The organism is Cloacibacterium caeni, assembly GCF_907163105.1.
In the GTDB taxonomy this organism is placed as follows: Bacteria; Bacteroidota; Bacteroidia; order Flavobacteriales; family Weeksellaceae; genus Cloacibacterium; species Cloacibacterium caeni_A.
Genome location: NZ_OU015321.1, coordinates 2010404 through 2037385, shown reverse-complemented (window position 1 = coordinate 2037385; position 26982 = coordinate 2010404). Strand labels below are relative to the sequence as shown.

Here is a 26982-nt window from a genome sequence, read left to right as displayed (position 1 = left end):
GAATTTATAAAACTATGATTAAGGCATTTTAAAACCTCTGGTGTACATTCTACCGTATTCGTCTACGTATTTTATTTGTACGGTTCCTTTATATCCATCTAAGATTTTTTCTACATCTTTTTGTGAATTTACAGGTTTTCCGTTGACTTCTATAATGATGTAATTGTCATAAACGCCTATTCTTTCTAACTCCCCACCTTCTACTATATTTCTTGCAATTACACCGCTATTTAAACCATAATCAGTTTTAAAACGGTCGCTTAAAACCTCGAATTCACCTCCTATTTTTTCAGTAACAGATAAATCAGCCTTGCTTCGGAATGAAGTTCCTCCTTTTTGGTCTTTAAGCGTTACGGTTTCAGTATAAGATTTACCATTTCTAATATAAGTTACCATAACTTTATCTCCAGGTCTTTTGCTACCAATTGCTGCCGATAAATCCGCGAAAGTTTCTATGGTAGAATTATCTATTTTTTTGATAATATCTCCTTTTCTTAATCCAGCATCTTCAGCACCGCTATTTTCGGTGATTTCAGTAATCATAATTCCGCTACTTGCTTTGATGTTGGCTTTTTGACTTTGATTATAAGCGGCAACTTGTCTATCATCAGAGAGGTCTAAACTTACAACTCCTAAGAATCCTCTTTGTACCAAACCAAATTTTTTAATGTCCTCTACTATTTTTTTTGCCAGGTTAGATGGAACTGCAAAGCCATAACCTTGATAGTAGCCTGTATTAGAAGAAATGGCAGAGTTGATGCCGATTAAGTCTCCGTTTACATTGACCAAAGCACCACCAGAATTTCCTGGATTAATCGCTGCATCAGTTTGAATGAAACTTTCAATAGGAGTTCTAGACTGTTGGCTTAATAAATCTATGCTTCTTCCTTTAGCTGAAACAATTCCTGCGGTAACGGTAGAATTTAAACCCAGTGGATTTCCTACTGCTAAAACCCATTGTCCTACTTCTACTAAATCTGAATTGGCAAAATTAAGATAAGGCAAACCTTTTTCTTCAATTTTTAGAAGAGCGATGTCTGTACTTGGGTCTGTTCCAATAAGATTGGCTACGTAACTTTTTTTGTTGCTTAGAATAACTTCTAATTTATTTGCACCAGCAACTACGTGGTTATTAGAAATAATGTAACCGTCTGGTGAAATAATCACACCACTTCCTAATCCAGAAGGGACATCTTTAGGAGGCTGCTGTTGTTTTTGGTTTTGTCTTTGATTTCCAAAAGGATTTCCGAAAAATTGTTCAAATAAGTCTTGTTCTGACATTCTGTTTGAACTTGAACTTCTGGATTGATAATTTTTAATGGTGACCACTGCAGGAACTGTAGTTTTTGCAGCTTTTACAAAGTCATCGCCCACGTTTGCGGAATTTATTCCTGCGAATTTTACATTATCATTTGCAGTATGGAAATAAGAAAAATCGCTGTTATTTTCATTCGTTTTGAAATACTCTATTGCACCAAAAGTTGTGGCACCAGATAATATACCTACAACAGCAAAAGGTAATAATTGTTTTAAACTGTTCTTCATTGTTAATTCTTCTTTTATAGTTTATGTATAACAAATTTAATGCAAAATTAGTGTTCACTAAATTATTAGTGTTACACTTTTAACAAAGTTTAACGAGTTTAAGAAAATTTTAGAATTGTTATTGAATATCATACAATTTACGTATTGAATCCAAAGATAGGTTGAAGTAAATTTGAATATTAACAAAATCATTAATTTTAGTAATCATGTGGACTACTTTATTTTTTATAATTCTATTTTTCATTATCTTATTTTATACTTTAAGTAAGAAAAAAATAAGATATTAGTATAAATCGAATCTATCTATTATAAGCTTTTTAGAATAATTCTAAAAAACATATCTTTGTAAAAAATTTTACATTTTAGAATGACAAAAAGCGGAAGAATAGAATTAATGGCTCCAGCAGGAGATTTTACTTCTTTACAAGCAGCACTAGATAATGGTGCAGATTCAATATATTTCGGTGTAGAGCAGCTCAACATGAGAGCTAGAGCTTCTATGAACTTTACAATTTTAGATTTACCAGAAATTTCTAGAAGATGTAAAGAAAAAGGGGTGAGAACTTATCTTACTCTTAATACCATTATTTACGACCACGATTTATCCATCATCAAAACTTTACTTGACAAAGCAAAAGAAGCAGACCTTACTGCGGTCATTGCAATGGATCAGGCGGTAATTGCTTATGCAAGGCAAATAGGCATGGAAGTACATATTTCTACTCAGATTAATATCACCAATATAGAAACGGTTAAGTTTTATGCACTTTTTGCAGATACGATGGTGATGAGTAGAGAACTTTCTATTACTCAAATCAAAAAAATCTGTTCTCAAATTGAAAAAGAGCAAATCAAAGGACCTTCTGGAAATTTAGTAGAAATAGAAATTTTCGGTCATGGAGCACTTTGCATGGCAGTTTCGGGGAAATGTTATTTGAGCCTTCATTCTCATAATTCTTCAGCAAACAGAGGAGCTTGTAAACAAAATTGTAGAAAAAAATATACGGTTATTGACCAAGAATCTGGCTTTGAAATAGAACTAGATAATGAATACATGATGTCTCCTAAAGATCTTTGTACGATAGGATTTTTAGACCAAATTGTAGATGCAGGTGTAAAGGTTCTGAAAATTGAAGGAAGAGGAAGAGCGCCAGAATATGTAGCAACTGTGACTAAATGTTATAGAGAAGCTATTGATAGTATTGCAGATGGAACTTTTTCTGCAGAGAAAGTAGAAGGTTGGATGAAGCAGTTGGAAACGGTTTACAACAGGGGTTTCTGGACTGGTTATTATCTTGGCCAAGAATTAGGAGAATGGTCACCAAATTCTGGAAGTAGTGCTACGCAAAAGAAAATTTACATTGGTAAAGGAAGACATTTCTATCCAAAATCAAATATTGCAGAATTTTTAATTGAAGCCTATGATTTAAATATAGGAGATAGAGTTCTGATTCAAGGTCCTACTACTGGTTCTCAAGAAATTGTAATTGAACATATGATGGTAGATGGTAAAGAAGGGGCTACTAAAGCTTCGAAATCTGATGTGGTTACCTTTAAAACAGAATTTAGAGTTCGTCCTTCTGATAAATTATACAAAATTGTAAAAGTAGAAGAGCCTGGTACACAACAGAATAATGTAGATGAAGGAGCTTACTCACACTAATTAAGTTATAATGGTAATTATTACATTACAAAGAGATAAATGCATTGGTTGTAATTATTGCGCCGAATTTGCACCAGAATTTTTTAGAATGTCTAAGAAAGACGGAAAATCTGTTTTATTGAAATCTGCTGATAAGAAAGGTTTCTTTACGCTTAAAACACCGATTCCCGAGGCTTATGAACCATGTGAAAAAGCAGCAAAAGCTTGTCCAGTGAAAATTATATCTGTAAAGGAAATCTAAAATGCTTAAAAAAGATTTACGTAAAAAATATATGGATTTGAGAAAGACCTTATCGAAAGATGAGGTCTTGTCTTTATCTCAAAAAATATTTGAAAATTTCGTTTTACAATTTAATGTACTTGAAAATCAGAAAGTTCATATTTTTTTTCCAATTGAAAAATTGAACGAAATCAATACTAAAATCTTCATTAATTATTTTTTTAAAAAAAATATTCAGGTTTTTGTTCCAAAAATGGTTGGGAATAAGATTATTTCTATTAAGATTAAACCAGATACTGTTTTTTTGCAAAATTCATGGGGAATTCTGGAGCCAGAATCTAATGAAAATGAATCTGATTCTTTTGATTATGTAATTACACCATTATTATATTGTGATGCATCTGGAAATAGAATTGGCTATGGAAAAGGCTTTTACGACCAATTTTTTGCAGGAATTAATCTTGCTGCAAAAAAAATCGGCGTGAATTATTTCTCGCCGACTGATTCTATTGATGATGTTTCTTTACAAGATGTAAAATTAGATTATTTGGTTACGCCTACAGAAGTGCTGTCTTTTTGTTGTACATCTATTTCTACAAAATAAAATTTGAATTCTTTTTTGAAATTCACAGGTGATTTCAAGAGTTTATATTGAGATTTTTTATTGAATTCGCCAATCATTCTTTGGTCTCTATCTTTATATTCTACTGTATAATTGGCATAATCTAACGTATCTTTTCCGTTGATTTCAGTATTGATGCTGAGGTTTTTTACTTTAATCAATTTTACTTTTAGGCTATCCAGTTCTTTTAATAACCCCATTACATTCGCCGAATCTTTTTTTACAAAATATCCTTGAATTTGCTCATAATTTAGTGAGTCAATTGCAGTATTTTTATTTCCAGAAGAATATAATGCAGAAATATCGTATAATTCTTGCAATTTTTGTTGAGTTATACTTGCTATAGCTTGCGCACTGTCTAGTTTTGTGGTAGAATATACATCTTCATTATTACCGTTTCTTAATACATCTATATCACTTTTTGGCTGCTCTTTTTTACAAGCAATAATTGTCATTAATGCTATAAATAAAGTAAAGATTACATTTTTATTTAGTGATTTCATCAGGTTGTATTTTAAATTTAATAAGGATTATTTTTTTAGTTTCTGGACTCACTTTAGTCTCTATCATTTTAAAATTTTTCAAAGAAGTGGTAGGTGTCGTGACGAGTCCTATATATTTTTGTTTGTCTAAGGTTTCTACGCCATACGTTTCATTATCAAAAACTTGATAAATTAAAGCGTTATTGCTAATGATTTTATCTAGTTCTTCTCTTTTCTTACTAATGTCATTGGTAGAATAGTAGTACAATGCTTGTGCGTAAACATCCGGTTCTAACTCTATAGTTTCATTAGTTCTTGCAGGATCTAGATTTCTATAAATAGTATCCTTTCTGTAAAAAGGTGAATTAACTTCCATAGCCAATGTCTTGCTCTGAGTAGGAAATCTGAAAACCCCTACATCATCATCTTCAATATCTTTGCCAGAATTGATAATATATCTAATTGGAGTTTCATTTTCTTTTAAAACTCTTATTTCTATGATGTCTTTGATTTTTGTATTTCTATCAGCGTCTATAAAAGTAAATTTATAATCTGTTGCAAAAATTCTTTGCCAAAAAACTAAAATCAAGACCATGGTCATCAATACTACAGAAGAAATGAGCCAAAAATATTGTTTTATAAGGCTTATCAAAGGATTTTTGAAAATCCTTTGTGGTGAAGAAGATGTTGCAACCGTTGTTTTTATTTCCTCAAGACTTGGTTGTATTTCTGCTGTGGTAGTTTTTTCAATAAATGGAATAACTTTTTCAGGTGTTGAAATAACTGTTTCTGCTTGTTTTTCAGTATAAGTTTCTATATTTTCTTCATCTGCAATGAGAATTTCTGATGGTTTTTCATGTTCGGAAATAATTTCATTAGCAAAAAGATGATTTTTCTTAAAATCATACCAAGATTGATATCCTGCATAGGTGGCCAATAAATTGAGCATGTCTATTCTTGGTAATTTGCTAGATGGAGAGGTCTTAAAGTAAGTATAGAAAGACTTTTCGCTAATGTTTCCCTTTGCTTTTTTTCGTAAATCTTCTTGAAAATAAATAATATCAATACCTTTCCACTTCGAAATTTCATCGTAGGAAGGATGGTGATTTTTAAGATATTCTGCTTGAACCTCTGCTTTTAATTGCTCGAAATGCAATAAATCTAAATCTGCCAAAATCTTATAAAATTATTTAAGTATTTGATTATCAGTGTTAGTTTTTTGTAAAACTATTTTACAAATATATTACAATTAATTTTCTAAAACAAATTTTTTCTATGACCCTATCTTTGCTCCGTTAAAAGTGAACAAAAACAATTTTAAACAATTTAATTAAATTAATTTATTATGAAAAAATCATTATTCGTAGCAGCTATCGCTGCATTAGCTGTTGTTGCTTGTAAAAAATCTGAAACTACTGAAGCTACTGAAACTGTAGACTCTGCTGCTGCTGTTGTTGACTCAGCTGCTGCTACTGTTGACTCAGCTGCTGCTGTTGTTGACTCTGCTGCTGCTGTTGTTGATTCAGCTGCTGCTAAAGTTGAAGAAGCTGCAAAATAATTTTTCTCAACAGAAAAAAACTAAAACGTTCCTCTCAGAGGAGCGTTTTTTTTATACTTGCAAATGTAAAATTAAATAGTTAGTCATCTAATTTTTTTTAGATGATTTTTTTGTATTTATAAGTTGTAGAAATTGAATTTAATTTTGATTTAAAATATTTAATTTTCTGATTATCAATCTTATTTTTTTGTAAAATCTCTTTACAAAGATATTTACAATGAATTTTCAAATTATATTTTCGGAGTGGTTATACATTTGTATCAACAAAATGAAACAAACAAATTTTTAAACCCTTAAATTAAATTTATTATTATGAAAAAATCATTATTCGTAGCAGCTGTAGCAGCTTTAGCATTAGTTGCTTGTAACAAAAAAGAAACAATTGAAACCACTGAAACTGTAGATTCAGCTGCAACTGCAATGGTAGATTCAGCTGCGGTAACTGTAGACTCTGCTGCTGCTAAAGTAGAAGACGCTGCTAAAGATGCTTCTGCTGATGCAAAAGACGCTGTAAAGGATGCTGCTGCAAAAGTGAAAGAAGGAGCAGCTAAAGTAGAAGAAGCTGTGAAAAAATAATTAAGAAATTAATTACAAACAGAACCGCCTCGTGAAAACGAGGCGGTTTTTTATTTGGTGAGTTTTTGTCTCAGTATTTCGTAGCAGGAAATGGCAACTGCATTGCTTAGATTAAGCGAATCTATAGTTCCAGACATCGGGATAAGAATGTTTTCACCTTTATGAAGCCAAAAATCACTTAATCCAGAATGTTCCGTTCCGAAAAATAATGCAGATTTTTCATTGAAGTTTTTCTTGTATAAATCTTCGGCGGTTTCATCCATAAACGTGGTGTAGATTTTGAAATTGTTCTCTTGTAAAAACGATAAAGTTTCTTCATTGGTTGCAGAGAATACGTTCATTCCAAAAAAGCAACCTACGCTGCTTCGTAAAACGTTTGGGTTGTAAAAATCTACTCTAGAATCGGTGACAATTAATGCATCTATTCCAAAAGCTTCACAACTTCTCAAAATTGCGCCTAGATTTCCTGGTTTTTCTACAGATTCTACTACAATAATGGAAGCGTTTTCTTTTGGCTGATAATTTTTTAAATCAAATTCTTTGGTTTTGTAAATGCCAATAATTCCTTCAGAAGTTCCTCTATAGGCTAGTTTTTCATAAACTTGACTGGAAACAAAATGTATTTTACCTTCGGGATGATTGATGCCAAAAATAGATTCGCAAATAAAAAATTCTACATTTTCGAACCCGAATTGCAATGCGCGTTCGTTTTCTTGTTTCCCTTCTACCACAAAAACTCCAGATTTCTTACGAAACCTATTGTCTGTAATTAATCTGTTGAGATTTTTTATTTTTTCGTTTTGTAAGCTTTCGATAATCATATTTTTGAAACGCAAAGTGCGCAAATATTTTTTAAAATTGGTAAAAGTCTTTAAGTTAGCGTAGGTGAAAATGATAAGATTTTCATTATTCTATTCCTCGTCTAAATTTTCTAAACTAGAATTTGCTCTATTAAGAATAGCATCAGGTAAAGATTTTTTAGCTTTTGCACCCATTATTTTCAATTTCTGAACGCTTGTTATCAGATTCCCTTTTCCGTCTACTAATTTATTCATGGCTCCTTCGTATTCGGTTTTTGCTTCGTCCATTTTTTTGCCGATTTTAACTAAATCAGTAACAAAACCATCGAATTTATCATACAAAGCTCCAGCTTGTCTTGCGATTTCATAGGCGTTTTCTTGTTGTTTTTGATTCGTCCACATAGAATCGATGGTGCGAAGTGTTGCCAATAAAGTAGAAGGCGTTACAATGACAATATTCCTTTCAAAAGCTTTATTGTATAGTTGAGTGTCTTCGTTTAGAGCAATTGCAAATGCAGGTTCTATTGGGATGAAAAGTAAAACAAAATCAGGACTTTCCATTTGATAGAGATGCTGATAATTTTTACTTCCAAGTTGTTCTACATGTCTTTTTAGAGAATTTACGTGTTCTTTCAAAAATGCAGATTTTTGTTCTTCTTCATCTTCATTAATGTATTTTTCGTAAGCTGTGAGTGAAACTTTAGAATCTACAATCATTTTTTTACCATCAGGAAGATTAATCACTACATCTGGTTGAACTCTATTTCCTTCTTCTGTTACAAAACTTTTCTGAATTTCATATTCTCTACCTTTTTCTAAGCCAGATTTTTCTAAAACTCTTTCTAAAACTAGTTCTCCCCAGTTTCCTTGAATTTTGCTATCGCCTTTCAATGCTTTAGTAAGATTTAGCGTTTCTTTGCTCATTTGCAAATTCATTTCTTTAAGTCCAAGAATTTGTTGACGAAGAGCTGCGTGATAATCTATACTTTCTTTGTGCGTATTTTCTACCTTTTTCTCGAAATCTGTAATTTTTTCTTGAAGAGGATTCAGAATATTCTTCAAGTTTTGTTGATTTTGTTCCGTGAATTTTAGGGTTTTCTCTTCCAAAATTTTATTCGCTAAATTCTCAAATTGCAGTTTTGCTTCTTCCTGAATTTTGACGATTTCTTCTTTTTGGGAATCCAAAAGTTGCTGAAGACTTTCATTCTGAGCGGCCAATTGAGATTTCAAACCGATTAATTGATTTTTATCGTTTTGAAGGTCTTTAATTTCGGAGTTTTGTCTTTCATTAAGTTCTTGTTGCTCTGCAATTTTCTGAATTTGAGCTTTATTTTGAGCAGAAATTTCCGCGATAATTTTGTTAAAATCGGCTTCTTTTTGAGTGAAATTTTGTTGCAATTCTTCATAACTTTTTCTAGAAACCGAAGAAGATTTCAAAATAAAATATGCCAAAACAGCACCGAAAATAAATGCGAGAATAATGTATATGATTTCCATTTTTCAAAATTACAAAAAGAAAAAGTTATAATGATTATCTTGTGGAAAACTAAAATTTCTCTTTTCTAAATTCTACAATTTCTTGAATCAAGTCAAAAGGCAATTCTTCTTGCAAAGGAAACTGAACTGTACCTTTGGACGTTTTGTATTTCTTTAATTTTTCGGCGAAGATTTCTATGGCCTCAGATCCAGGATACAAACCGATATGATTTTTGAAACCACCAAAATGAATCACGTTTTTACCTTTCATTTTAAAAGTTGGAATTCCGTAATTGATACAGAGTTCACTTTCTGGAAGAAGATTTTGAATGAAATTTTTTAGATTTTCTAAAATTATTTGAGTTTCTTCAGGGAAATCTAAGCAATATTCTTCGTAGGTTTTGGGAGTTTTCATCTACAAATTATATTTTTTTGAGAATAAATTGTCTTAAAGATTGGTGTTTTGTAATCTGGTTGATAAATTATCATTTCTTCCAATTGATTTTTAGAATTGTATTTGTAATCTATTCTACCGTAGTAGGCGCTGTGAACTGTTTTGTCTTTTGGGTTTAATTGGTAGCCTTTAATTGAAGTACTGGTTTTATAGATTTTTGATATTAATTGGTTTTTTGCATTATAAAAATAATCAGTAGTTGTTGTTAAGTATTCGTCATTACTTTTTCTGATTATTTTGCTTATCATGTTCTTTTGATTGTAAAAATAGGTCTCCGTATAATGTAGCCATTTGTTTATATTATTATTGAATTCTTTTTCTTTTCTTGAAGTCAATCTGTTTTTAGAATCATAAAAATACTGAAAGGACTTTCCTAAAGAATCTTTTCCAAGTTTTTTTTCAATGAGATTTTTTTTCTCGTCATATCTATTTTTTTCAAGTAAGAACTCCAAATTTTGATGATATTTTTCAATTAAAAGATTTTCATTGTTATAATTGTAAGTTATTTTGAATGGGTTTTCACAAGTTCTTGTACAAAATTCTTCTAGTGTAATTTTACGATTGTTATATCTATAAAATAAAGTGTTGTTTTTACTAATCAAGTTATTGTTAATGTCGTAATAAAATTCAGTTGAGTCTTTATTAATTAAAGTATATCTTGAGTTTTTATATTCATAAAATCTCTCCGTTTTTGTAATTTTATATTTTTCGTGGATAATATATTTTTCTTGCCAATCATAATAATGTTTTTTGGATTTGGAACAAGATGCTATCAGAAAAAAAGCTAAAAAAAAGTAAATCTTCATCTTATTACTCTTTAGAAATCATTTTGTGATATTTCAGATGCATTGGTATTGCTGCAGAACCGTACCAAGGAAGAATTTCTACATCGAAAATTCCGTTTTTAATAGTTGGATCTCCTTGAAGCAAAGTTTTTACCTCTTCTTCGGTTTTAGCATCGATTAAGAAAATTCCACGATATTGAAGGTTGTTTTTCGTAGCAAAAGGCCCCGCTAATTTCAGTTTTCCTGCTTTTTCCATGGCTTCCATGTTAGAAAAATGTCCTTTGAAAAGTTCGGAGCGCTGTGTTTTATCTGTAATTTCAGCATCTTTTGGGCCGGTTTTCAGAATAACGAGCATATAAGTTTTCATGCCACGTTCATCTGAGCCGAGAGAATCTGCTAATTTTTTGTTTTTTTCCTGAGCAGTTACCATTTCATCTGCATTTTTACCTGCGGTTCCTGGTTTTCCATCTTGACCTTTTTGGTAAATGATACAAGAACTCACTAAAACTGAAGTGATGATTAGATAAAGAAAATTTTTCATTTGTGACAAGGTTTTCAACAAATGTAAAAATTTTTGAACTTACTTTTTGATAATTTTAAAATGTTGATAACCTTCCTCGGTTTTGATGTATAAAATATAGGTGGAAGTTGGGAAGTTTTGTAGGTTGATTACCGTAGATTTTCCTGAGTAAATGATTTTTCCAGATAAGTCATAAATCGAAATATTTTCAATCTTATAATTTTGATTTTTGATGTGAAGGAAATCTTTTACAGGATTTGGATAAATGGCAAGAATTTTTTCATTGGGATTGTTGGTCGCCAAAGTTTCGGTTTTTTCTAAGGTAATCGGTTCTCGGAAAGTGGCAAAATCTAAAACATACAGCGTATTTTCTTTAATCAAGATTGCTTCACAAGTGTATTTCCCGAAATCCGTAGCTTTCACAGAATTTATATTGTAATTTTCTGTAGTCGTAGAAGTTTTGTTGTCTAAATTTTTATACCAAGTAAAATCATAACCGTCTGAAGAAGAAAGTAATTGGTTCAAACTAACGGCGCCCGCTAAAATTGCTTTTTCGGTTTTTTCTTCGTCATATCTTTGAGGAGAATACACAAAATCTGTGTTATTTGGTTTTTGATTGAGAAAATTCTGAATTTCTGTTGCGCTAAATCTGTTGTTAGAAATGTTGCAAATTTCTGGAAGATTAGCTGGAAGGTTTCCACTGAGTTTATTGCTCTGCAAGGATAAACTCATTAACTGAGGAAGTGCTAAAACTTCTGTAGGAAAAGCGGTAATCTCATTATGATTTAGCCAAAGTTGCTCTAGTTTTGTTAAAGAACTTAATGCTCCAAAATTGCTAGAAAGCTTATTATTAGCAAGATTTAAGTGAATTAAATTTTGTAAAGAGGCAATTTCTGTAGGAAGATTTTGCAGATTGTTATTTTCTAGAGATAGCCATTCTAAAGTGGTTAAATTATTAATTGCCGAAAACTGAGTAAGATTATTTCTACTTGCGTCTAATGTTTTTAAAAAAGCAAGAGCAGTTATTTCCGAAGGAATTTCTGTCAATTGATTTTTAGAAATATTCAGTTCTTCTAAATTCCCCAATGCAGAAAGATTGCTGAATTGTGTAATGGAATTATTGCTTACATTCAAATTTTTAAGAAAACTAAGACCTCCTAATGTGCTAGGGATTTCTGTTAAACCAAATCCAGAAAAGTCTAAACTTTTAAGATTGGTAAACGATGAGAAATTGGTAGAAGCAAGAGTTCCAGAGTTATTTCCTAGTAGAATTTCTTCTAAATTGTATAGTGATGAAATGTTACTGTAAAAATCTCCGCTTAAATTATTATTGCTAATATTAAGATAAGTAAGATTAATCAACGAACCTAAATTAGGGATGTTTCCAGTGAGTTTATTAGAACTTACATCTAATTTTTTTAGATTGGTAAGACTTAAAACACTATTTGGAAAGTTGCCTTCAAGAAGGTTTCCGTTCAATCTTAATTCTGTAACTGCTCCGTTTTCTATTTTTACGCCGTACCAATAGTAAGGATCTTTGGTAAGGTCCCATTTTTGACTCCAGTTATCTCCATTGGTTTGATTGTAAATAGAAATAAGGGCATTTCTCTCGGATGTAGAAACGCTGTATTGAGCACTATGAATATTAAAAATAAGGAATACTAATAAAAGTAAAAATTTCTTCAAAATTTGTGTTTAAAAATCTGTGCAAATATAAAATATAAATTAAAAAATAAGCATTTTTATCAAAAAAAGAAGTGTTACGTTTTGAGTAACACTTCTTTATAACGATTTGATATGGAATTATTTACTTAAGTAAGCATTATACATCCATACTAATTTTTCTTGTTCTGTAATGTAGCCGCTCATTTGTGCATTGGTTCCTTCGTCTCTTGCTTTATCTGTGATTTCTAAAAGATCTCTTTGGATATCAATAATTGTTTTAAAAGATTCTAAAATATTTAGAATGCATTTATTACCATCAGAAACTTCTTTGCTTTCTTGTATGGTTGAAAGTTTCTGATAGTCAGAAAAATTATGATGAGGGTGATAACCTAAAGTAAGAATTCTTTCTGCGATTTCGTCTATTTTAAGGATTAATCCGTCATACAATTCTTCAAATTTAAGGTGTAATGTAAAAAAGTCATTTCCTTTTATGTTCCAATGAGCACCTCTGGTGTTTTGATAAAATATAGAGTAGTTTGCCAGTAAAACATTTAGTTTTTCTGCAATTTTTTTACAATCGGTTTCTTTAAGGCCAATAATATTTGAATTTTTCATCACTTTGATTTTTGCAAATTTACTTCGTTTTTTAATATAAAATATAATTTGTTATTTAAAACCTAATTATATAAACAAATATATAATAATTATTAACGTATAAACTGTTATGAATGGCTATTAATTAATAGAGGAAATCAATGGGCATGATAAATATTAGGTATTAAAAATTGTTAAAAATATATTTAGATTCCTAAAAATTACTAATTTCAACTGCTTAAAATTTAAATTATGTTAAATCATAAAACATCTGTACATTTCGTAAATACAGAGGGTGATGGCAACAAAATTTTAGTGGTTCCTACATTTATATTATTGTACTGGAAAAAGTTTATTTTTACAATTGGAGGTGTCTTGACCTTACTTTTGGTGATTGTAGGCATTTTTATTTACCAAAAAACCAGTGACCATTATCAAGAGGAACTCAATCGTGCTAATTCTATTAAAAAACAAATCGATATTCAGAAACTCAAAGAGTCTTTTAAATCTATTGACGAAAGCATGCATCGTGTAAATCAATTTATGATGCAACGAGGTTTGCAGACTTTTAAAATGAAAAATGTAGGAGGAGAAGAAGGTTTCGAAATAGAAGATGTGAATGAAGTGAGTGCTTTTTATGCCAAATATATAGAAGATTTAGAAAAAGCAATTGTAAATGTTCCTATGGGAAAACCTCATGATGGCGAAATTACGTCTCATTTTGGCACGAGAGAAAATCCGTTTTCAGGATTCGGAGCAGAAACGCATTCGGGAATTGATTTTAGAGGAAAAACGGGTGAGGCTATAAAATCTACTGCGAAAGGAAGAATTATTAAAGCTGGTGTAAACGGAGGTTATGGAAATTGTGTAATGATAGAACATGGATATCAGTTGCAAACTTTATACGGACATCTTTCTAAAATAAATGTGAAAGTAGGAGACGAAGTAAATGTGGGAGATGTAATAGGAGAGTTAGGAAATACAGGTAGAAGTACAGGTCCGCATCTTCACTACGAAGTACATTTCAAAGGACAAAGAATTAATCCAGAACAATATCTTAATTTTAAATAACGCTATATGTTTAACCTTACTAAAAAAGAAAACAATACTACTCATAAACTTTTACAAGAAGCCGTTACTTCTATTGTAGGAGAAGATGTAAATATTAATGGAGACTTAATTTCTAATACCAGTATTAGAATAGATGGTAAAGTAATGGGGAATGTTACCGCGCAGAAATTAATTATTGTAGGAGAAAAGGCAGAAATTAAAGGAGATTTAAGCAGTAAGAATATTATTGTTTTCGGGAAATTAATGGGAAACGTTACCGCAGCGGAAGTTCAAATCAAAAAAACAGGAACCATTCATGGGGATATTTCTGTACAAGCCATAGAAATAGAAATGGGAGGTAAGTATAATGGAAGCCTTATGATGAATGCAGAACAAAGAGAACTCAACGAGAGACAAAAAGCAAAAGAAACAAAAAGCAATGTATTAATAGATTAATCTTGATACACATATATAATTATTAAGTAGCTCGGGAAATTCTTCCGAGTTATTTTTTTTGAAAAATATTACAAATAATTCATAATCAATGCTTGTCAGTTTAAAAATAATTCATAATTTTGCACCCTAAAATAAAAAATAATATAAAGCAATCAAATGCCTACTATTCAACAATTAGTTAGAAAAGGAAGAGCCACACTTGCTAAGAAGAGCAAATCGGCTGCTTTGGATTCATGTCCACAAAGAAGAGGCGTATGTACGAGAGTATATACAACTACTCCTAAGAAACCTAACTCAGCACTTAGAAAAGTTGCGAGAGTAAGACTTTCAAACGGAAAAGAAGTTAACGCCTACATCCCGGGAGAAGGACACAACCTCCAAGAGCACTCGATAGTATTAGTACGTGGCGGAAGAGTAAAAGATTTACCGGGAGTTAGATATCACATTGTTCGTGGTGCTTTAGACACTGCCGGAGTAAACGGAAGAACGCAAAGACGTTCTAAGTACGGTGCCAAGAGACCAAAACCAGGACAGGCTGCTGCTCCTGCAAAAGGTAAGAAAAAGTAATCATTAAATAAGGAACAAGAACAATGAGAAAAACAAAAGCAAAAAAGAGACCGTTGTTACCAGATCCAAAGTTTAATGATCAATTGGTAACAAGATTTGTAAATAACTTGATGTTTGACGGTAAAAAGTCAATCGCATTCAAAATTTTCTATGATGCATTAGATATCGTAGAAGCTAAAAAAGGAGATAACGAAAAATCTTCTCTTGAAATCTGGAAAGATGCATTAACTAACGTAATGCCTCACGTAGAAGTAAGATCAAGAAGAATTGGTGGTGCAAACTTCCAAATTCCTATGCCAATCAGAGCTGATAGAAAAATTTCTATGGCAATGAAATGGTTAATTAAGTATGCTACTGCTAGAAATGATAAGTCTATGGCTCAGAAATTAGCTGCAGAAGTTATCGCTGCTTCTAGAGAAGAAGGTGCTGCTTTCAAGAAGAAAACTGATACTCACAAAATGGCAGAAGCTAACAAAGCTTTCTCTCACTTTAAATTTTAATTAAGAAATGAGTAGAGATCTTAAATACACAAGAAATATTGGGATTGCTGCGCACATTGATGCCGGTAAAACTACCACTACAGAGCGTATTCTTTTCTATACAGGTAAAACTCACAAAATTGGAGAAGTACACGAAGGTGCTGCTACAATGGACTGGATGGAACAAGAAGCAGAAAGAGGTATTACCATTACTTCTGCTGCTACTACATGTAGCTGGAATTTCCCAACAGATCAAGGGAAAACACTTCCTGAAACTAAACCTTACCACTTCAATATCATTGATACCCCAGGACACGTAGACTTCACAGTAGAAGTAAACAGATCTCTTAGAGTATTAGATGGTCTTGTGTTCTTATTCTCAGCAGTAGACGGAGTAGAGCCTCAGTCAGAAACCAACTGGAGATTGGCTGATAACTACAAAGTTGCGAGAATGGGATTCGTAAACAAAATGGACAGACAAGGAGCTGATTTCTTAAACGTTGTAAAACAAGTTAAAGAAATGTTAGGTTCTAATGCGGTTCCAATCGTTTTGCCAATCGGTGCTGAAGAAGATTTCAAAGGTGTAGTAGACTTAATTAAGAACAGAGCTATCATCTGGGATGAAGCAGGACAAGGAGCAACTTTTGATGTAGTTCCAATTCCTGAAGATATGAAAGATGAGGTAATGGAATATAGAGAAAAATTAGTAGAAGCAGTAGCTGATTACGATGAAACTCTAATGGAGAAATTCTTTGAAGATCCAGATTCTATTACTGAAGAAGAAATCAATGCTGCACTTAGAGCTGCAACTATTGATTTATCTATCATTCCTATGACTTGTGGTTCTTCATTCAAAAATAAAGGAGTTCAGTTCATGTTAGATGCAGTTTGTAAATATCTTCCTTCTCCATTAGATAAGGATGATATCAAAGGAACTGACCCTAAAACTGATGCTGAAATCATTAGAAAACCAGACGTAAAAGAGCCTTTCGCTGCATTAGCTTTCAAAATTGCTACTGACCCATTCGTAGGTAGATTAGCATTCTTTAGAGCTTATTCAGGTAGATTAGATGCAGGTTCTTACGTTCTTAATACAAGATCTGGAAACAAAGAAAGAATTTCTAGAATCTACCAAATGCACGCTAACAAGCAAAACCCAGTAGAATATATTGAAGCTGGTGATATTGGTGCAGCTGTAGGTTTCAAAGATATCAAAACGGGAGATACTCTTTCTGATGAAAAAGCGCCAATCGTTCTTGAATCTATGATTTTCCCAGATCCAGTAATTGGTATCGCTGTAGAACCTAAAACTAAAGCAGACCAAGATAAAATGGGTAACGCTCTTGCTAAATTAGCAGAAGAAGATCCTACATTTACTGTGAAAACTGATGAAGCTTCAGGTCAAACGATTATTTCAGGGATGGGAGAACTTCACCTTGATATCATCGTTGACCGTATGAGAAGAGAATTTAAAGTAGAGGTTAACCAAGGTCAACCGCAAGTAGAATACAAAGAAGCACTTACACAAGTTGCTAACCATAGAGAAGTTTACAAAAAACAATCAGGTGGTAGAGGTAAGTTCGCAGATATCGTATTCGAAATTGGTCCTGCAGACGAAGGTAAAACTGGTTTAGAATTCATCAACGAAATTAAAGGTGGTAACATTCCTAGAGAATTTATCCCTTCAGTTGAAAAAGGTTTCAAAGAATCTATGAAAAACGGTCCATTAGCTGGTTTTGAAGTAGAATCTATGAAAGTAACCCTTAAAGATGGATCTTTCCACGCAGTAGACTCTGACCAATTATCTTTCGAATTAGCTGCTAAAATGGGTTTCAAAGCTTCTGGTAAAGCTGCTAAAGCTGTAATTATGGAGCCTATTATGAAACTTGAGGTAGTTACACCTGAAGAATATATGGGAGATATCGTAGGAGACCTTAACAGAAGAAGAGGTACTGTAAACGGTATGGATGATAGAAATAACGCTAAGGTTATCAAAGCTTTCGTTCCACTATCTGAAATGTTTGGTTATGTTACTTCGCTTAGAACTTTATCTTCTGGTAGAGCTACTTCTTCTATGGAGTTCGAGAGATACGAACCAGCTCCAACAAATATTGCAGAAGAAGTAATTGCTAAAGCAAGAGGTTAATCTTTAAAAAATTAGAAAATGTCACAAAGAATCAGAATAAAACTTAAGTCTTACGATTACAATTTAGTAGATAAGTCTGCTGAGAAAATCGTGAAAACTGTAAAAGCTACTGGTGCTGTGGTAAACGGACCTATTCCATTGCCAACTCACAAAAGAATCTTTACAGTTCTTAGATCACCACACGTAAACAAGAAAGCAAGAGAACAGTTCCAACTTTCTGCTCACAAGAGATTGATGGATATCTACTCTTCTTCTTCTAAAACTGTAGATGCTCTAATGAAATTAGAGTTACCTTCAGGTGTAGACGTAGAAATCAAAGTGTGATAATTAAGTTAGAAGATGGAAGTCTGAAGACAGAAGTTTTCTCTTAAAAATATCAAAATTTGTTTCCGTGCGCTGAGCGAAGTCGAAGCGTGCTATGATAAAAACTCCCAAACTATTTAGTTTGGGAGTTTTGTTTTAATTCGTAATTTTATTCAAAATTTTAACGAATGAAAAACCTAGTATTACTTCTCTTTTCCCTTTTTACTTTCGGACAAACGCCAAAAGTTTCTTCTGGAAAAATCATAGAATACAAAAATTTTAAATCCGAAATCATCGGAGAAAGAACCGTGAGAATTTGGCTTCCCGAAAATTATAATCCAAAGGTAAAACACCAAGTTCTCTATGCCAATGACGGACAAATGCTTTGGGACGAAAACATCACTTGGAACAAGCAAGAATGGAAACTAGACGAAAATTTAGGAAGACTCATTCGTGAAAAGAAAATAAAACCTACGATTGTAGTTGCCATAGACAATGCTGACAAAAACCGTCATAGCGAATATTTTCCGCAGAAACCTTTTGAAAGTTTGTCTCAAAAAAAGCAAGATTCTCTATACAATCTTTTCAGAAATAAAGACCAATCACTTTTTGGTGGTAAAATCTATTCAGATGAATATTTGAAATTTTTAGTAAAAGAACTCAAATCTTTTGTAGATAAAAATTATAGCACTTATACAGATGCTCCACACACTTTTATGATGGGAAGTTCTATGGGCGGATTGATTTCTATGTATGCTATTTGTGAATATCCTGAAGTTTTTGGCGGTGCAATTTGTATTTCTACACATTGGCCAGGAATTTTTGCGTCAGAAAATAATCCTATTCCTCTTGCTTTTCGAAATTATTTGAAAGCCAATTTACCCAATCCTAAAACGCATAAAATCTATTTTGATTTCGGTACAGAAACGCTTGATAAAATGTATGAGCCTTATCAAATAAAAGTAGATGAGATTATGAAAGCTAAAAAGTATGGGAAGAAAAACTGGCAAACTTTAAAATTTGAAGGTGAAGACCACAGCGAAAAATCTTGGACAAAAAGACTTTCTATTCCATTAGCCTTTATGTTGAAATGATATTGAATTATATACTTATTATTTCTACTTTTAGTTTTTTGTTATTTGGTTTTGACAAAAGAAACGCAACTCGTGGTGGATATAGAATTTCGGAGTTTGTCCTTTTATTGCTCTCATTTCTTGGCGGAAGTGTAGGCTCACTTTTGGGAATGCTTATTTTCCGACATAAAATTTCTAAAACTTCCTTTAAAATAAAATTTGGACTAATATTCTTAGTCCAAATTCTTATCATTTTCTATTATTTAAAGTCTAATTACTGAATCAATTCATACGTTTGCTGTGCAATTTCTAATTCTTCGTTGGTAGGAATAATCAGAATTTTCACCTTGCTTTCTGGAGCTTGAATTTCTACAGGAACTTTGGTGTGATTAAATTTCACATTCGCTTCTTCGTCTAGCTTTATACCAAGAGCTTCTAAATTTTTACAAGACCAACTTCTTACCACAGCATCATTTTCTCCTAAACCAGCCGTGAAAATAATGGTATCAATTCCATTGAGTGAAGCAAAATAAGAACCAATGTATTTTTTAATTCTGTAAGTATATAATTCTAAAGTCAGTTTTGCATCAGCGTCGCCTTGTTCACATTTTTCGTTGATGTCTCTTGCATCACTGCTTCCGCCTAAACCTAGCATTCCACTTTCTTTATTCAATATGTTTTTCACCTCTTGTAAAGAAAAGCCTAATTCTTCTACCATGTAAAAAATCACAGAAGGATCTATATCGCCACTTCTGGTTCCCATCGCCAATCCACAAAGTGGGCCGAAACCTAAAGTCGTATCTATACTTTCTCCGTTTTCATTTACTGCAGCCATACTTGCGCCGTTTCCTAAGTGAATGGTAATGGCTTTTAAATGGTCATTTTTCAGAATTTTTTTGGCTTCATTGTATACAAATTTGTGGCTTGTTCCATGGAAACCATACACTCTAATGCTATTATCTGTATAGAATTTTTTAGGAATAGCATATCGGTAAGCGTGTTCTGGAAGTGTAGCGAAAAACGCTGTATCAAAAACTGCTACCTGAACTGCATTTGGAAAGAATTTTTCAGAAGCTTCTATCCCAATTAAGTTTGCCGGATTATGAAGTGGAGCTAATGGAATCAAAGTTTTTATCGCTTCTTTCACCTCAGGAGTAATGATTTGCGTTTTTGTGAATTTTTCGCCACCGTGAACTACTCTGTGACCAATTGCTTTGATGCTTTCTGGGTTTTCGATAACGCCAAAATCTGGATGAGTTAATAAACCCGTAATCGCCTCGAAAGCTGTAGCATGTTCTGGTAGATTTTCTTCTAAAATATATTCGCCGAAGCCTTCATCTTTTGCATATTGATGCTTTATTCTACCCCCTTCAATTCCGATACGTTCTGCTAAACCTTTAGCCAAAACTTGTTGAGAAAGAATATTGATGATTTGGTATTTCAGAGATGAGCTTCCTGCATTAATAACTAATATGTTCATGTAATGATTTTTTAAAATTTTTTAATTTGGGCAGCTTTTCCGCCTTCCGTTCCCGCTTTTTTATTTTTTGCCAAAGCTTTTTACATTCAAAAAATAAAAAGAGCTCCACTCAAGTCGGGCTGCAAAGACGAGCTGTCTAAATATGAGGTTTAATTGTTAGTAGATTGTATCGCTGTAATAATTACGGTGTTGTAAATATCTTCAATGGTAGCACCACGACTTAAATCGTTAATTGGTTTGTTTAAACCTTGTAACATTGGGCCAACTGCTAATGCACCAGTTTCTCTTTGAACCGCTTTATAAGTATTGTTTCCAGTATTCAAGTCTGGGAAAATAAGAACATTGGCTTGTCCTGCAACTGGTGAGTTTGGCAATTTGCTTTTACCAACTATTGGATCTACTGCAGCATCATATTGAATCGGTCCTTCTACTAAAATGTCAGGACGAAGTGATTTTACAATTTCTGTAGCTTTTCTCACTTTTTCTACTTCTTCGCCGCTTCCAGATGTTCCAGAAGAATAAGAAAGCATTGCTACTTTAGGCGTTTCTATACCAAATGTTTTGGCAGAATCGGCAGAAGAAATCGCAATTTCTGCTAATTGTTCAGGATTCGGATTGGGTACAATGGCACAATCTCCGTAAACCAAAACTCTGTCATCTAACAGCATGAAAAATACTGAAGAAACGGTTTTGAAACCTGGTTTTGTTTTTACGAATTGTAAAGCTGGTTTTATGGTGTGAGCTGTAGTATTTACAGCACCAGAAACCATTCCGTCTGCATGACCTTTGTGTACCATCATGGTGCCAAAGTAAGAAGCATCTAGCATTAAATCTTGTGCTGATGTCAATTCTAGACCTTTTGATTTTCTTAATTCATATAAAGCGTTGGCGTAATCTTCATAGAATTCACTGTTGTGAGGGTCTACGATAGAAATTCTAGTTTCGTCCCAGTTTAATCCGAGTTGCGCTACTCTAGATTTTACTTTTTCTGGGTCGCCTAAAATGGTAATTTTTGCCACTTTGTCTTCTGCAATTTGAGATGCAGCGGTTAGAATTCTATCGTCATTGCCCTCTGGTAAAACAATGTGCTTTTGAATTTTTTTAGCATTACTCAAGAGATTGTATTGGAACATTCTCGGGGTGAGACTTTCTGTTTTCACAGAGTTTATTTTGGCATTGAGTTCTTCTACGTCTACAGAACTTTCAAACAAGTCAATACTTAATTTTATTTTTGATTTATTTTCTGCGTAAATTTTCGGTTTAATTCTAGAAATTACAGATGCTGCTTCAAAGGTTCCGAGACTAGTGGTGATAATCGGAATAGGTTTTTGATTGTCGAGCATTAATTTGATAATAGATCTTTCTGGCGTGAAACCACCTGTTAAAACAATACCAGAAATATTAGGGTATTTCGGTGAAATATTTGCCAAAGAAGTTCCTACAATCAGGTCGCTTCTATCTCCTGGCATAATACAAAGGCTGTCTGGTGTAATTCTAGGCAAGAAATTCGCTAATTGCATCGCTCCAATAACCGTGGTTTTTGCAATGTTGTCTAGTTTTTCTTTCCCGAATAAAACATGACCCTTAATATGATTGATGATTTCGCGGATAGATGGTTTTCCTAATTCTGGATTGTTTGGAATAACGGCTACGAAAATTCCTTTTTTAATTTCTTTATTGATGAGTTTTTGTACTTCGCTTTGTTCTTTTTCGCAACGATTAACAATTACTCCTATTATATTAACGTCTTTTTCTAAAAATGAATTGACTTCTGCAATCACATTGTTTACCAATTCAGGAACGGTTTCGAAACTGTCTTTTACTACTAATAAAACGGGGATTCCTAAATTCTTGGCAATAGAACCATTAAAATCTATTTCGAAAACAGAACCTTCTTCTGTAAAATCACTTCCTTCTACCAATACAAAATCAAATTCATTTTCTAAATTTTTATATTTCTCGATGATGGTATCATAAACCTCATTGATTTTTCCTTGATTTTGATGTTCGGTAAACTCACTTCTAGAATATGAGTAAGCATCCTCATAATTCATGTTAACATTAAAGTGAGATAAAATAGTATCTATATGATTGTCTACTACATTTTTATTTTCGATAAGAGGCTTAAAAAACGCCACATTAGGAGTGGTGCGTTTCAGCATTTGCATTAATCCAAGACTTACAATAGATTTTCCGCTTTGTGCAGAAGAGGTGATTACGTATACTGAATGATTCATTTTTAGAAAGGATTAAATTTATTTTGCAAAAATACGGCTTTCAAAACGGTTATGAAAGTAAATTAAGTGTCGAAAATATGCGATTTGACAGCAATTTTAAATTTATAGCAAAAAAATAAGCATTAAAAGGACTTCCTTTTCCTAATTACAAACATCATATTTTAATTAATCTTTATGATAGAATAATTATAAGTTTATGATTTCACGAGTGACTGAACATGAATGGATTAAAATAGAAAATAATTTTAACTTACTGTTTGTCAGTTCAAAAAATATTCTTACATTTGCACACTCATTTTAGGGAAGAAGTATGCCTATTTCAGACGTAGATATTACTAAATTCCTCTAGAATAGGGAGTTATAATAAACAATTTAAGTATAATATATTAATAATGTCAGGTATTATTGGTAAAAAAATCGGTATGACATCTTTGTTTAACGAAGAAGGGAAGAATATCCCTTGTACAGTTATTCAAGCTGGTCCATGCGCGGTTTTACAGGTCAGAACCGAAGAAGTTGACGGTTACAAAGCGGTGCAACTAGGTTTCGATGACAAGAGTGAGAAGAACGTATCTAAAGCGTTAGCTGGTCATTTCAAAAAGGCTGGTTCTACGCCAAAGGCGAAAATCGTGGAATTCAGAAATGAATTCGAACACGAAGTGAAAGTAGGAGATCAAATAATCGTAGACATGTTCAACGAAGGTGAATATGTAGACGTAACAGGTACTTCTAAAGGTAAAGGTTTCCAAGGGGTTGTTAAAAGACATAACTTTGGTGGTGTAATGCAAGCTACCCACGGTCAGCACAACAGATTAAGAGCTCCAGGTTCAATCGGTGCAGGTTCTGACCCTTCTAGAGTTTTCAAAGGACTTAGAATGGCTGGTAGAATGGGAGGAAAACAGGTAACTGTTCAAAACCTTCAAGTGTTAAAAGTAGATACAGAACAAAATCTTTTAGTAGTAAAAGGTGCTGTTCCGGGAGCTAAAAATTCTTATGTAATTATCAAGAAATGGAACTAGTAGTATTAAATACATCAGGAAAAGAAACCGGAAGAAAAGTTCAACTAGACGAAGCTATCTTCGGAATTGAGCCAAATCAGCACGCGGTTTACTTAGAAGTGAAACAATACCTTGCTGCTCAAAGACAAGGAACTCATAAGTCTAAAGAAAGAAGCGAAATTACTGCTTCTACTAGAAAACTTAAAAAACAAAAAGGATCTGGTTCGGCTAGATATGGTGATATTAAATCTCCAACTTTCAAAGGTGGGGGTAGAGTATTCGGTCCTAAGCCAAGAGATTACAGATTCAAATTAAATAAAGCATTAAAAAGATTAGCTAAGAAATCTGTTCTTTCTCAAAAAATGAGAGAAAACTCTATTAAAGTATTAGAAGAAGTAACATTTGCTGCTCCTAAAACTAAAGATTTCATCAATGTATTTAATGCATTAGGTTTGGAAGGCAAAAAAGCATTATTCGTGCTTGCTGAAACAAACAAGAACGTATATTTATCTTCAAGAAACTTACCGAAAGTAAAAGTTTTAACTTATAATGAGATTTCTTCTTATGACTTAGTTAATGCTGGTGAAGTAGTATTCTTCGAAGGTGCTGTAGAAAAATTTCAAGAAAATTTAAGAAAATAAGTCATGTCAGTTATCATTAAACCAATCATTTCAGAAAAAGCAAACAGCCAGTCAGAATTGAGCGGAGTTTATACGTTTTTAGTAGATACTAAAGCTAATAAAATCCAAATCAAACAAGCTGTAGAAGCTGCTTATAGTGTAAAGGTAGAAGACGTAAGAACAATGATTTATGCTCCTAAAGTTTCTTCGAAATACACTAAAAAAGGACTTCAAGTTGGTAAAACCAATAAATTGAAGAAAGCTTTGGTTCAACTTGTAGAAGGCGAAACCATTGATATTTTTGCAACAAATTAATAATTTTATATAATTAATAGTAATGTCTGTTAGAAAATTAAAACCTATCACCCCAGGACAGAGATTCAGAATTGTAAACAATTTTGAAGAAATTACTACCAACAAACCTGAGAAGTCTCTAACTGTAGGACTTTCTAAAAAAGGAGGTAGAAATAACACTGGTAAAATGACCATGCGTTATACCGGAGGTGGACACAAGAAAAAGTACAGAATCATCGATTTCAAAAGAAATAAATTTGATGTAGCTGCTACTGTTTTATCTGTGGAGTATGATCCAAACAGAACTGCGTTTATCGCTTTAGTAGAATACACAGATGGAGAAAAGAGATACATCGTTGCTCCAAACGGTATTAAAGTAGGTCAAACTGTAGTTTCTGGAGATAATGTAGAACCTGAAGTAGGAAATGCAATGAAATTGAAAAACATACCATTAGGTACTGTGATCTCTTGCATCGAACTAAGACCAGGACAAGGTGCAATCCTTGCTAGAAGTGCAGGTTCTTCTGCGCAATTAACTTCTAGAGATGGTAAATATGCAATCATTAAATTGCCTTCAGGAGAATCTAGAATGATTTTAGTAGAATGTATGGCTATGATTGGTTCTGTATCTAACTCAGATCACCAACTTACCGTTTCTGGTAAAGCAGGTAGAAGCAGATGGTTAGGTAAGAGACCAAGAACAAGAGCTGTAGCTATGAACCCTGTAGATCACCCAATGGGAGGTGGTGAAGGTAGATCTTCTGGTGGTCACCCAAGATCTAGAAACGGTAAACCAGCTAAAGGTTACAAGACTAGAAAGAAAAACAAAGTGTCTAACCGTTACATCGTATCTAAAAGAAAATAATTATGGCAAGATCACTTAAGAAAGGACCTTTCATCGCACATCATTTAGAAAAGAAGGTTCAGGCAAACATAGAACAAAATAAGAAGACAGTTATTAAAACATGGTCTAGAGCATCAATGATTTCTCCAGACATGGTAGGTCAAACTATCGCAGTACACAACGGGAAATCTTTTATCCCAGTTTATGTAACTGAAAACATGGTAGGACATAAGTTAGGTGAATTTTCTCCAACGAGATCTTTCAGAGGACACTCTGGTAACAAAAATAAAGGTAGCAGATAATCATGGGATCAAGAAAACAAGATAGCGCAATCGCAAGAAAAGAAGCTAACAAAGACGTTGTAAAAGCTTCATTAAACAATTGTCCGTCTTCTCCAAGAAAAATGAGACTCGTTGCTGATATCATCCGTGGAGAAAATGTAGACAGAGCTTTATACATCCTTAAATATTCTAAAAAAGACGCTTCTAATAAATTAGAAAAACTTCTTCTTTCTGCAATTGCTAACTGGCAAGCAAAAAATGAAGGTGCTGACATAGAAGCGGCAAATCTTTTTGTAAAAGAAATATTTGTAGACAGTGCAAGACAACTTAAGAGATTAAGACCTGCACCGCAAGGTAGAGGTTACAGAATTAGAAAAAGATCTAACCACGTAACATTAATATTAGGTAACAAACAAGATAATCAATAATCAAAGGTATGGGACAGAAGACAAATCCAATTGGTAATAGATTAGGAATCATCAGAGGATGGGATTCTAACTGGTTTGGTGGAAACGATTATGGAGACAGAATCGCAGAAGACTACAAAATCAGAAGATACCTAGAAGCTAGATTATCTAAAGGTGGTATCTCTAGAATCTACATCGAGAGAACCCTAAAATTAGTAACAGTAACAATCACTACTGCAAGACCAGGTCTTATCATCGGTAAAGGTGGTCAAGAAGTTGATAAATTAAAAGAAGAATTAAAAAAGATAACTGATAAAGATATCCAAATCAATATCTTCGAAATCAAAAGACCAGAACTAGACGCAATTCTAGTTGCAGAAAGTATTGCTAAGCAAATAGAAAACAGAATTTCTTACAGAAGAGCTGTTAAAATGGCTATGACCAGCACTATGAGAATGGGTGCAGAAGGTATCAAAGTTCAAATCTCAGGTAGATTAAACGGAGCTGAAATGGCAAGATCAGAATCTTTCAAAGAAGGAAGAATCCCATTGTCTACTTTCAGAGCAGATATCGATTATCACATTGGTGAAGCACTTACTCAGTACGGTAAGCTAGGAGTGAAAGTTTGGATCATGAAAGGTGAAGTGTATGGCAAGAGAGAATTATCTCCACTTGTTGGTCAACAGAAAAAAGGACCTTCTGGTGGAAGAGACAACAGAAGACCAAGAGATAAAAAATAATTAATCAAATTTTAGAGGATATTTTTTAAATCACCGTTACTTTTTTA

General features: G+C 32.9%; 32 protein-coding genes. 20 read left to right on the top strand and 12 right to left on the bottom strand.

The features are described from left to right. Positions 1–18: 18 nt before the first annotated feature. Positions 19–1545 (bottom strand): trypsin-like peptidase domain-containing protein, encoded by a 1527-nt coding sequence (locus tag KKQ76_RS09530; protein ID WP_213196919.1) that lies wholly within the window; start codon positions 1543–1545, stop codon positions 19–21. A gap of 367 nt (positions 1546–1912) precedes the next feature. On the opposite strand from KKQ76_RS09530, the gene KKQ76_RS09525 reads away from it, so the two are divergent. Genes KKQ76_RS09525 through KKQ76_RS09515 form a run of 3 tightly spaced genes read left to right on the top strand, consistent with a single transcriptional unit; the run spans position 1913 to position 4032 of the window. Next, positions 1913–3208 (top strand): peptidase U32 family protein, encoded by a 1296-nt coding sequence (locus KKQ76_RS09525; RefSeq protein WP_213196918.1) that lies wholly within the window; start codon positions 1913–1915, stop codon positions 3206–3208. A gap of 10 nt (positions 3209–3218) precedes the next feature. Beyond that, the gene (locus KKQ76_RS09520) at positions 3219–3449 is read left to right on the top strand and encodes a ferredoxin (RefSeq protein WP_213196917.1); all 231 of its coding nucleotides are present in this window, start codon (positions 3219–3221) and stop codon (positions 3447–3449) included. A gap of 1 nt (position 3450) precedes the next feature. Further along, complete coding sequence (locus tag KKQ76_RS09515; protein ID WP_213196915.1) at positions 3451–4032, top strand: 5-formyltetrahydrofolate cyclo-ligase; 582 nt, start codon at positions 3451–3453, stop codon at positions 4030–4032. Here KKQ76_RS09515 and KKQ76_RS09510 read toward each other — a convergent pair. Both KKQ76_RS09510 and KKQ76_RS09505 read right to left on the bottom strand, forming a co-directional pair. Beyond that, on the bottom strand, positions 3972–4553 hold the full coding sequence (locus KKQ76_RS09510) for a hypothetical protein (protein WP_213196914.1): 582 nt from the start codon (positions 4551–4553) through the stop codon (positions 3972–3974). The genes KKQ76_RS09515 and KKQ76_RS09510 overlap by 61 nt on opposite strands. After that, positions 4537–5706 carry a hypothetical protein gene (locus tag KKQ76_RS09505; protein WP_213196913.1) on the bottom strand — a complete coding sequence of 390 codons (1170 nt, stop codon included), beginning with the start codon at positions 5704–5706 and terminating at the stop codon, positions 4537–4539. The genes KKQ76_RS09510 and KKQ76_RS09505 overlap by 17 nt, the downstream gene beginning before the upstream one ends. A gap of 171 nt (positions 5707–5877) precedes the next feature. On the opposite strand from KKQ76_RS09505, the gene KKQ76_RS09500 reads away from it, so the two are divergent. Beyond that, positions 5878–6090, top strand: a complete 213-nt coding sequence (locus KKQ76_RS09500) for a hypothetical protein (protein WP_213196911.1) — start codon at positions 5878–5880, stop codon at positions 6088–6090. Positions 6091–6402: 312 nt separating this feature from the next. Continuing rightward, positions 6403–6666, top strand: coding sequence for a hypothetical protein (locus KKQ76_RS09495; protein ID WP_213196910.1), 264 nt, complete (start codon positions 6403–6405; stop codon positions 6664–6666). A gap of 50 nt (positions 6667–6716) precedes the next feature. On the opposite strand, the gene KKQ76_RS09490 is transcribed toward KKQ76_RS09495, so the two are convergent. The 7 genes from KKQ76_RS09490 to KKQ76_RS09460 form a co-directional block, all read right to left on the bottom strand. Next, a complete protein-coding gene (locus KKQ76_RS09490) occupies positions 6717–7487 on the bottom strand; it encodes a TrmH family RNA methyltransferase (RefSeq protein ID WP_213196908.1) in 771 nt (256 codons plus the stop codon). Between the two features lie 90 nt (positions 7488–7577). Then, positions 7578–8963 carry a DNA recombination protein RmuC gene (rmuC, locus tag KKQ76_RS09485; RefSeq protein WP_213196907.1) on the bottom strand — a complete coding sequence of 462 codons (1386 nt, stop codon included), beginning with the start codon at positions 8961–8963 and terminating at the stop codon, positions 7578–7580. A gap of 49 nt (positions 8964–9012) precedes the next feature. Then, a complete protein-coding gene (locus tag KKQ76_RS09480; protein WP_213196906.1) occupies positions 9013–9357 on the bottom strand; it encodes an iron chaperone in 345 nt (114 codons plus the stop codon). Continuing rightward, a complete protein-coding gene (locus tag KKQ76_RS09475) occupies positions 9354–10202 on the bottom strand; it encodes a hypothetical protein (RefSeq protein WP_213196905.1) in 849 nt (282 codons plus the stop codon). The genes KKQ76_RS09480 and KKQ76_RS09475 overlap by 4 nt, the downstream gene beginning before the upstream one ends. Positions 10203–10206: 4 nt before the next feature. After that, positions 10207–10722 carry a YciI family protein gene (locus KKQ76_RS09470; RefSeq protein ID WP_246501380.1) on the bottom strand — a complete coding sequence of 172 codons (516 nt, stop codon included), beginning with the start codon at positions 10720–10722 and terminating at the stop codon, positions 10207–10209. Between the two features lie 39 nt (positions 10723–10761). Then, positions 10762–12387, bottom strand: coding sequence for a leucine-rich repeat domain-containing protein (locus tag KKQ76_RS09465; RefSeq protein ID WP_213196904.1), 1626 nt, complete (start codon positions 12385–12387; stop codon positions 10762–10764). A 117-nt stretch (positions 12388–12504) separates the two neighbouring features. Continuing rightward, the gene (locus tag KKQ76_RS09460; RefSeq protein WP_213196903.1) at positions 12505–12981 is read right to left on the bottom strand and encodes a Dps family protein; all 477 of its coding nucleotides are present in this window, start codon (positions 12979–12981) and stop codon (positions 12505–12507) included. Positions 12982–13212: 231 nt separating this feature from the next. On the opposite strand from KKQ76_RS09460, the gene KKQ76_RS09455 reads away from it, so the two are divergent. The 8 genes from KKQ76_RS09455 (at position 13213) to KKQ76_RS12820 (ending at position 19315) form a co-directional block, all read left to right on the top strand. After that, positions 13213–14031, top strand: coding sequence for a M23 family metallopeptidase (locus KKQ76_RS09455; protein ID WP_213196902.1), 819 nt, complete (start codon positions 13213–13215; stop codon positions 14029–14031). Between the two features lie 6 nt (positions 14032–14037). Next, positions 14038–14466: a bactofilin family protein gene (locus KKQ76_RS09450; RefSeq protein ID WP_213196901.1), complete on the top strand. Its 429-nt coding sequence runs from the start codon at positions 14038–14040 to the stop codon at positions 14464–14466. A gap of 156 nt (positions 14467–14622) precedes the next feature. Beyond that, positions 14623–15033: a 30S ribosomal protein S12 gene (rpsL, locus tag KKQ76_RS09445; RefSeq protein WP_069800866.1), complete on the top strand. Its 411-nt coding sequence runs from the start codon at positions 14623–14625 to the stop codon at positions 15031–15033. 23 nt (positions 15034–15056) lie between these two features. Continuing rightward, positions 15057–15533, top strand: coding sequence for a 30S ribosomal protein S7 (gene rpsG, locus KKQ76_RS09440; RefSeq protein WP_213196900.1), 477 nt, complete (start codon positions 15057–15059; stop codon positions 15531–15533). Positions 15534–15540: 7 nt separating this feature from the next. Beyond that, positions 15541–17658 carry an elongation factor G gene (gene fusA, locus KKQ76_RS09435; RefSeq protein WP_213196898.1) on the top strand — a complete coding sequence of 706 codons (2118 nt, stop codon included), beginning with the start codon at positions 15541–15543 and terminating at the stop codon, positions 17656–17658. Between the two features lie 18 nt (positions 17659–17676). Continuing rightward, positions 17677–17982 (top strand): 30S ribosomal protein S10, encoded by a 306-nt coding sequence (rpsJ, locus tag KKQ76_RS09430; RefSeq protein WP_069800872.1) that lies wholly within the window; start codon positions 17677–17679, stop codon positions 17980–17982. Between the two features lie 167 nt (positions 17983–18149). Further along, positions 18150–19055, top strand: a complete 906-nt coding sequence (locus tag KKQ76_RS09425) for an alpha/beta hydrolase (RefSeq protein ID WP_213196897.1) — start codon at positions 18150–18152, stop codon at positions 19053–19055. Continuing rightward, positions 19052–19315, top strand: coding sequence for a DUF1294 domain-containing protein (locus KKQ76_RS12820; RefSeq protein WP_394369367.1), 264 nt, complete (start codon positions 19052–19054; stop codon positions 19313–19315). Before KKQ76_RS09425 ends, KKQ76_RS12820 begins: the two co-directional genes overlap by 4 nt. Here the strand turns inward: KKQ76_RS12820 and KKQ76_RS09415 are convergent. Next, the gene (locus KKQ76_RS09415) at positions 19309–20514 is read right to left on the bottom strand and encodes an acetate/propionate family kinase (RefSeq protein ID WP_213196894.1); all 1206 of its coding nucleotides are present in this window, start codon (positions 20512–20514) and stop codon (positions 19309–19311) included. The two genes, KKQ76_RS12820 and KKQ76_RS09415, sit on opposite strands and share 7 nt — an antisense overlap. Before the next feature lie 149 nt (positions 20515–20663). After that, on the bottom strand, positions 20664–22751 hold the full coding sequence (gene pta, locus KKQ76_RS09410; protein WP_213196893.1) for a phosphate acetyltransferase: 2088 nt from the start codon (positions 22749–22751) through the stop codon (positions 20664–20666). Between the two features lie 392 nt (positions 22752–23143). Here pta and rplC point away from each other — a divergent pair, with 392 nt between their 5' ends. From rplC to rpsC, 7 genes are read left to right on the top strand one after another with little or no spacing between them, the layout of a single operon-like run. Then, positions 23144–23770 carry a 50S ribosomal protein L3 gene (gene rplC, locus KKQ76_RS09405; RefSeq protein ID WP_104793859.1) on the top strand — a complete coding sequence of 209 codons (627 nt, stop codon included), beginning with the start codon at positions 23144–23146 and terminating at the stop codon, positions 23768–23770. After that, positions 23761–24390 (top strand): 50S ribosomal protein L4, encoded by a 630-nt coding sequence (gene rplD / locus KKQ76_RS09400; RefSeq protein WP_069800882.1) that lies wholly within the window; start codon positions 23761–23763, stop codon positions 24388–24390. Before rplC ends, rplD begins: the two co-directional genes overlap by 10 nt. 3 nt (positions 24391–24393) lie before the next feature. Then, positions 24394–24684 carry a 50S ribosomal protein L23 gene (rplW, locus tag KKQ76_RS09395; RefSeq protein ID WP_069800885.1) on the top strand — a complete coding sequence of 97 codons (291 nt, stop codon included), beginning with the start codon at positions 24394–24396 and terminating at the stop codon, positions 24682–24684. Between the two features lie 22 nt (positions 24685–24706). Next, complete coding sequence (gene rplB / locus KKQ76_RS09390; RefSeq protein WP_069800887.1) at positions 24707–25528, top strand: 50S ribosomal protein L2; 822 nt, start codon at positions 24707–24709, stop codon at positions 25526–25528. A 2-nt stretch (positions 25529–25530) separates the two neighbouring features. Next, on the top strand, positions 25531–25809 hold the full coding sequence (gene rpsS / locus KKQ76_RS09385) for a 30S ribosomal protein S19 (RefSeq protein WP_069800889.1): 279 nt from the start codon (positions 25531–25533) through the stop codon (positions 25807–25809). Positions 25810–25811: 2 nt separating this feature from the next. Continuing rightward, positions 25812–26216: a 50S ribosomal protein L22 gene (rplV, locus tag KKQ76_RS09380; RefSeq protein ID WP_213196892.1), complete on the top strand. Its 405-nt coding sequence runs from the start codon at positions 25812–25814 to the stop codon at positions 26214–26216. Positions 26217–26224: 8 nt separating this feature from the next. After that, the gene (gene rpsC / locus KKQ76_RS09375) at positions 26225–26935 is read left to right on the top strand and encodes a 30S ribosomal protein S3 (protein ID WP_213196890.1); all 711 of its coding nucleotides are present in this window, start codon (positions 26225–26227) and stop codon (positions 26933–26935) included. The last annotated feature ends 47 nt before the right edge of the window (positions 26936–26982 follow it).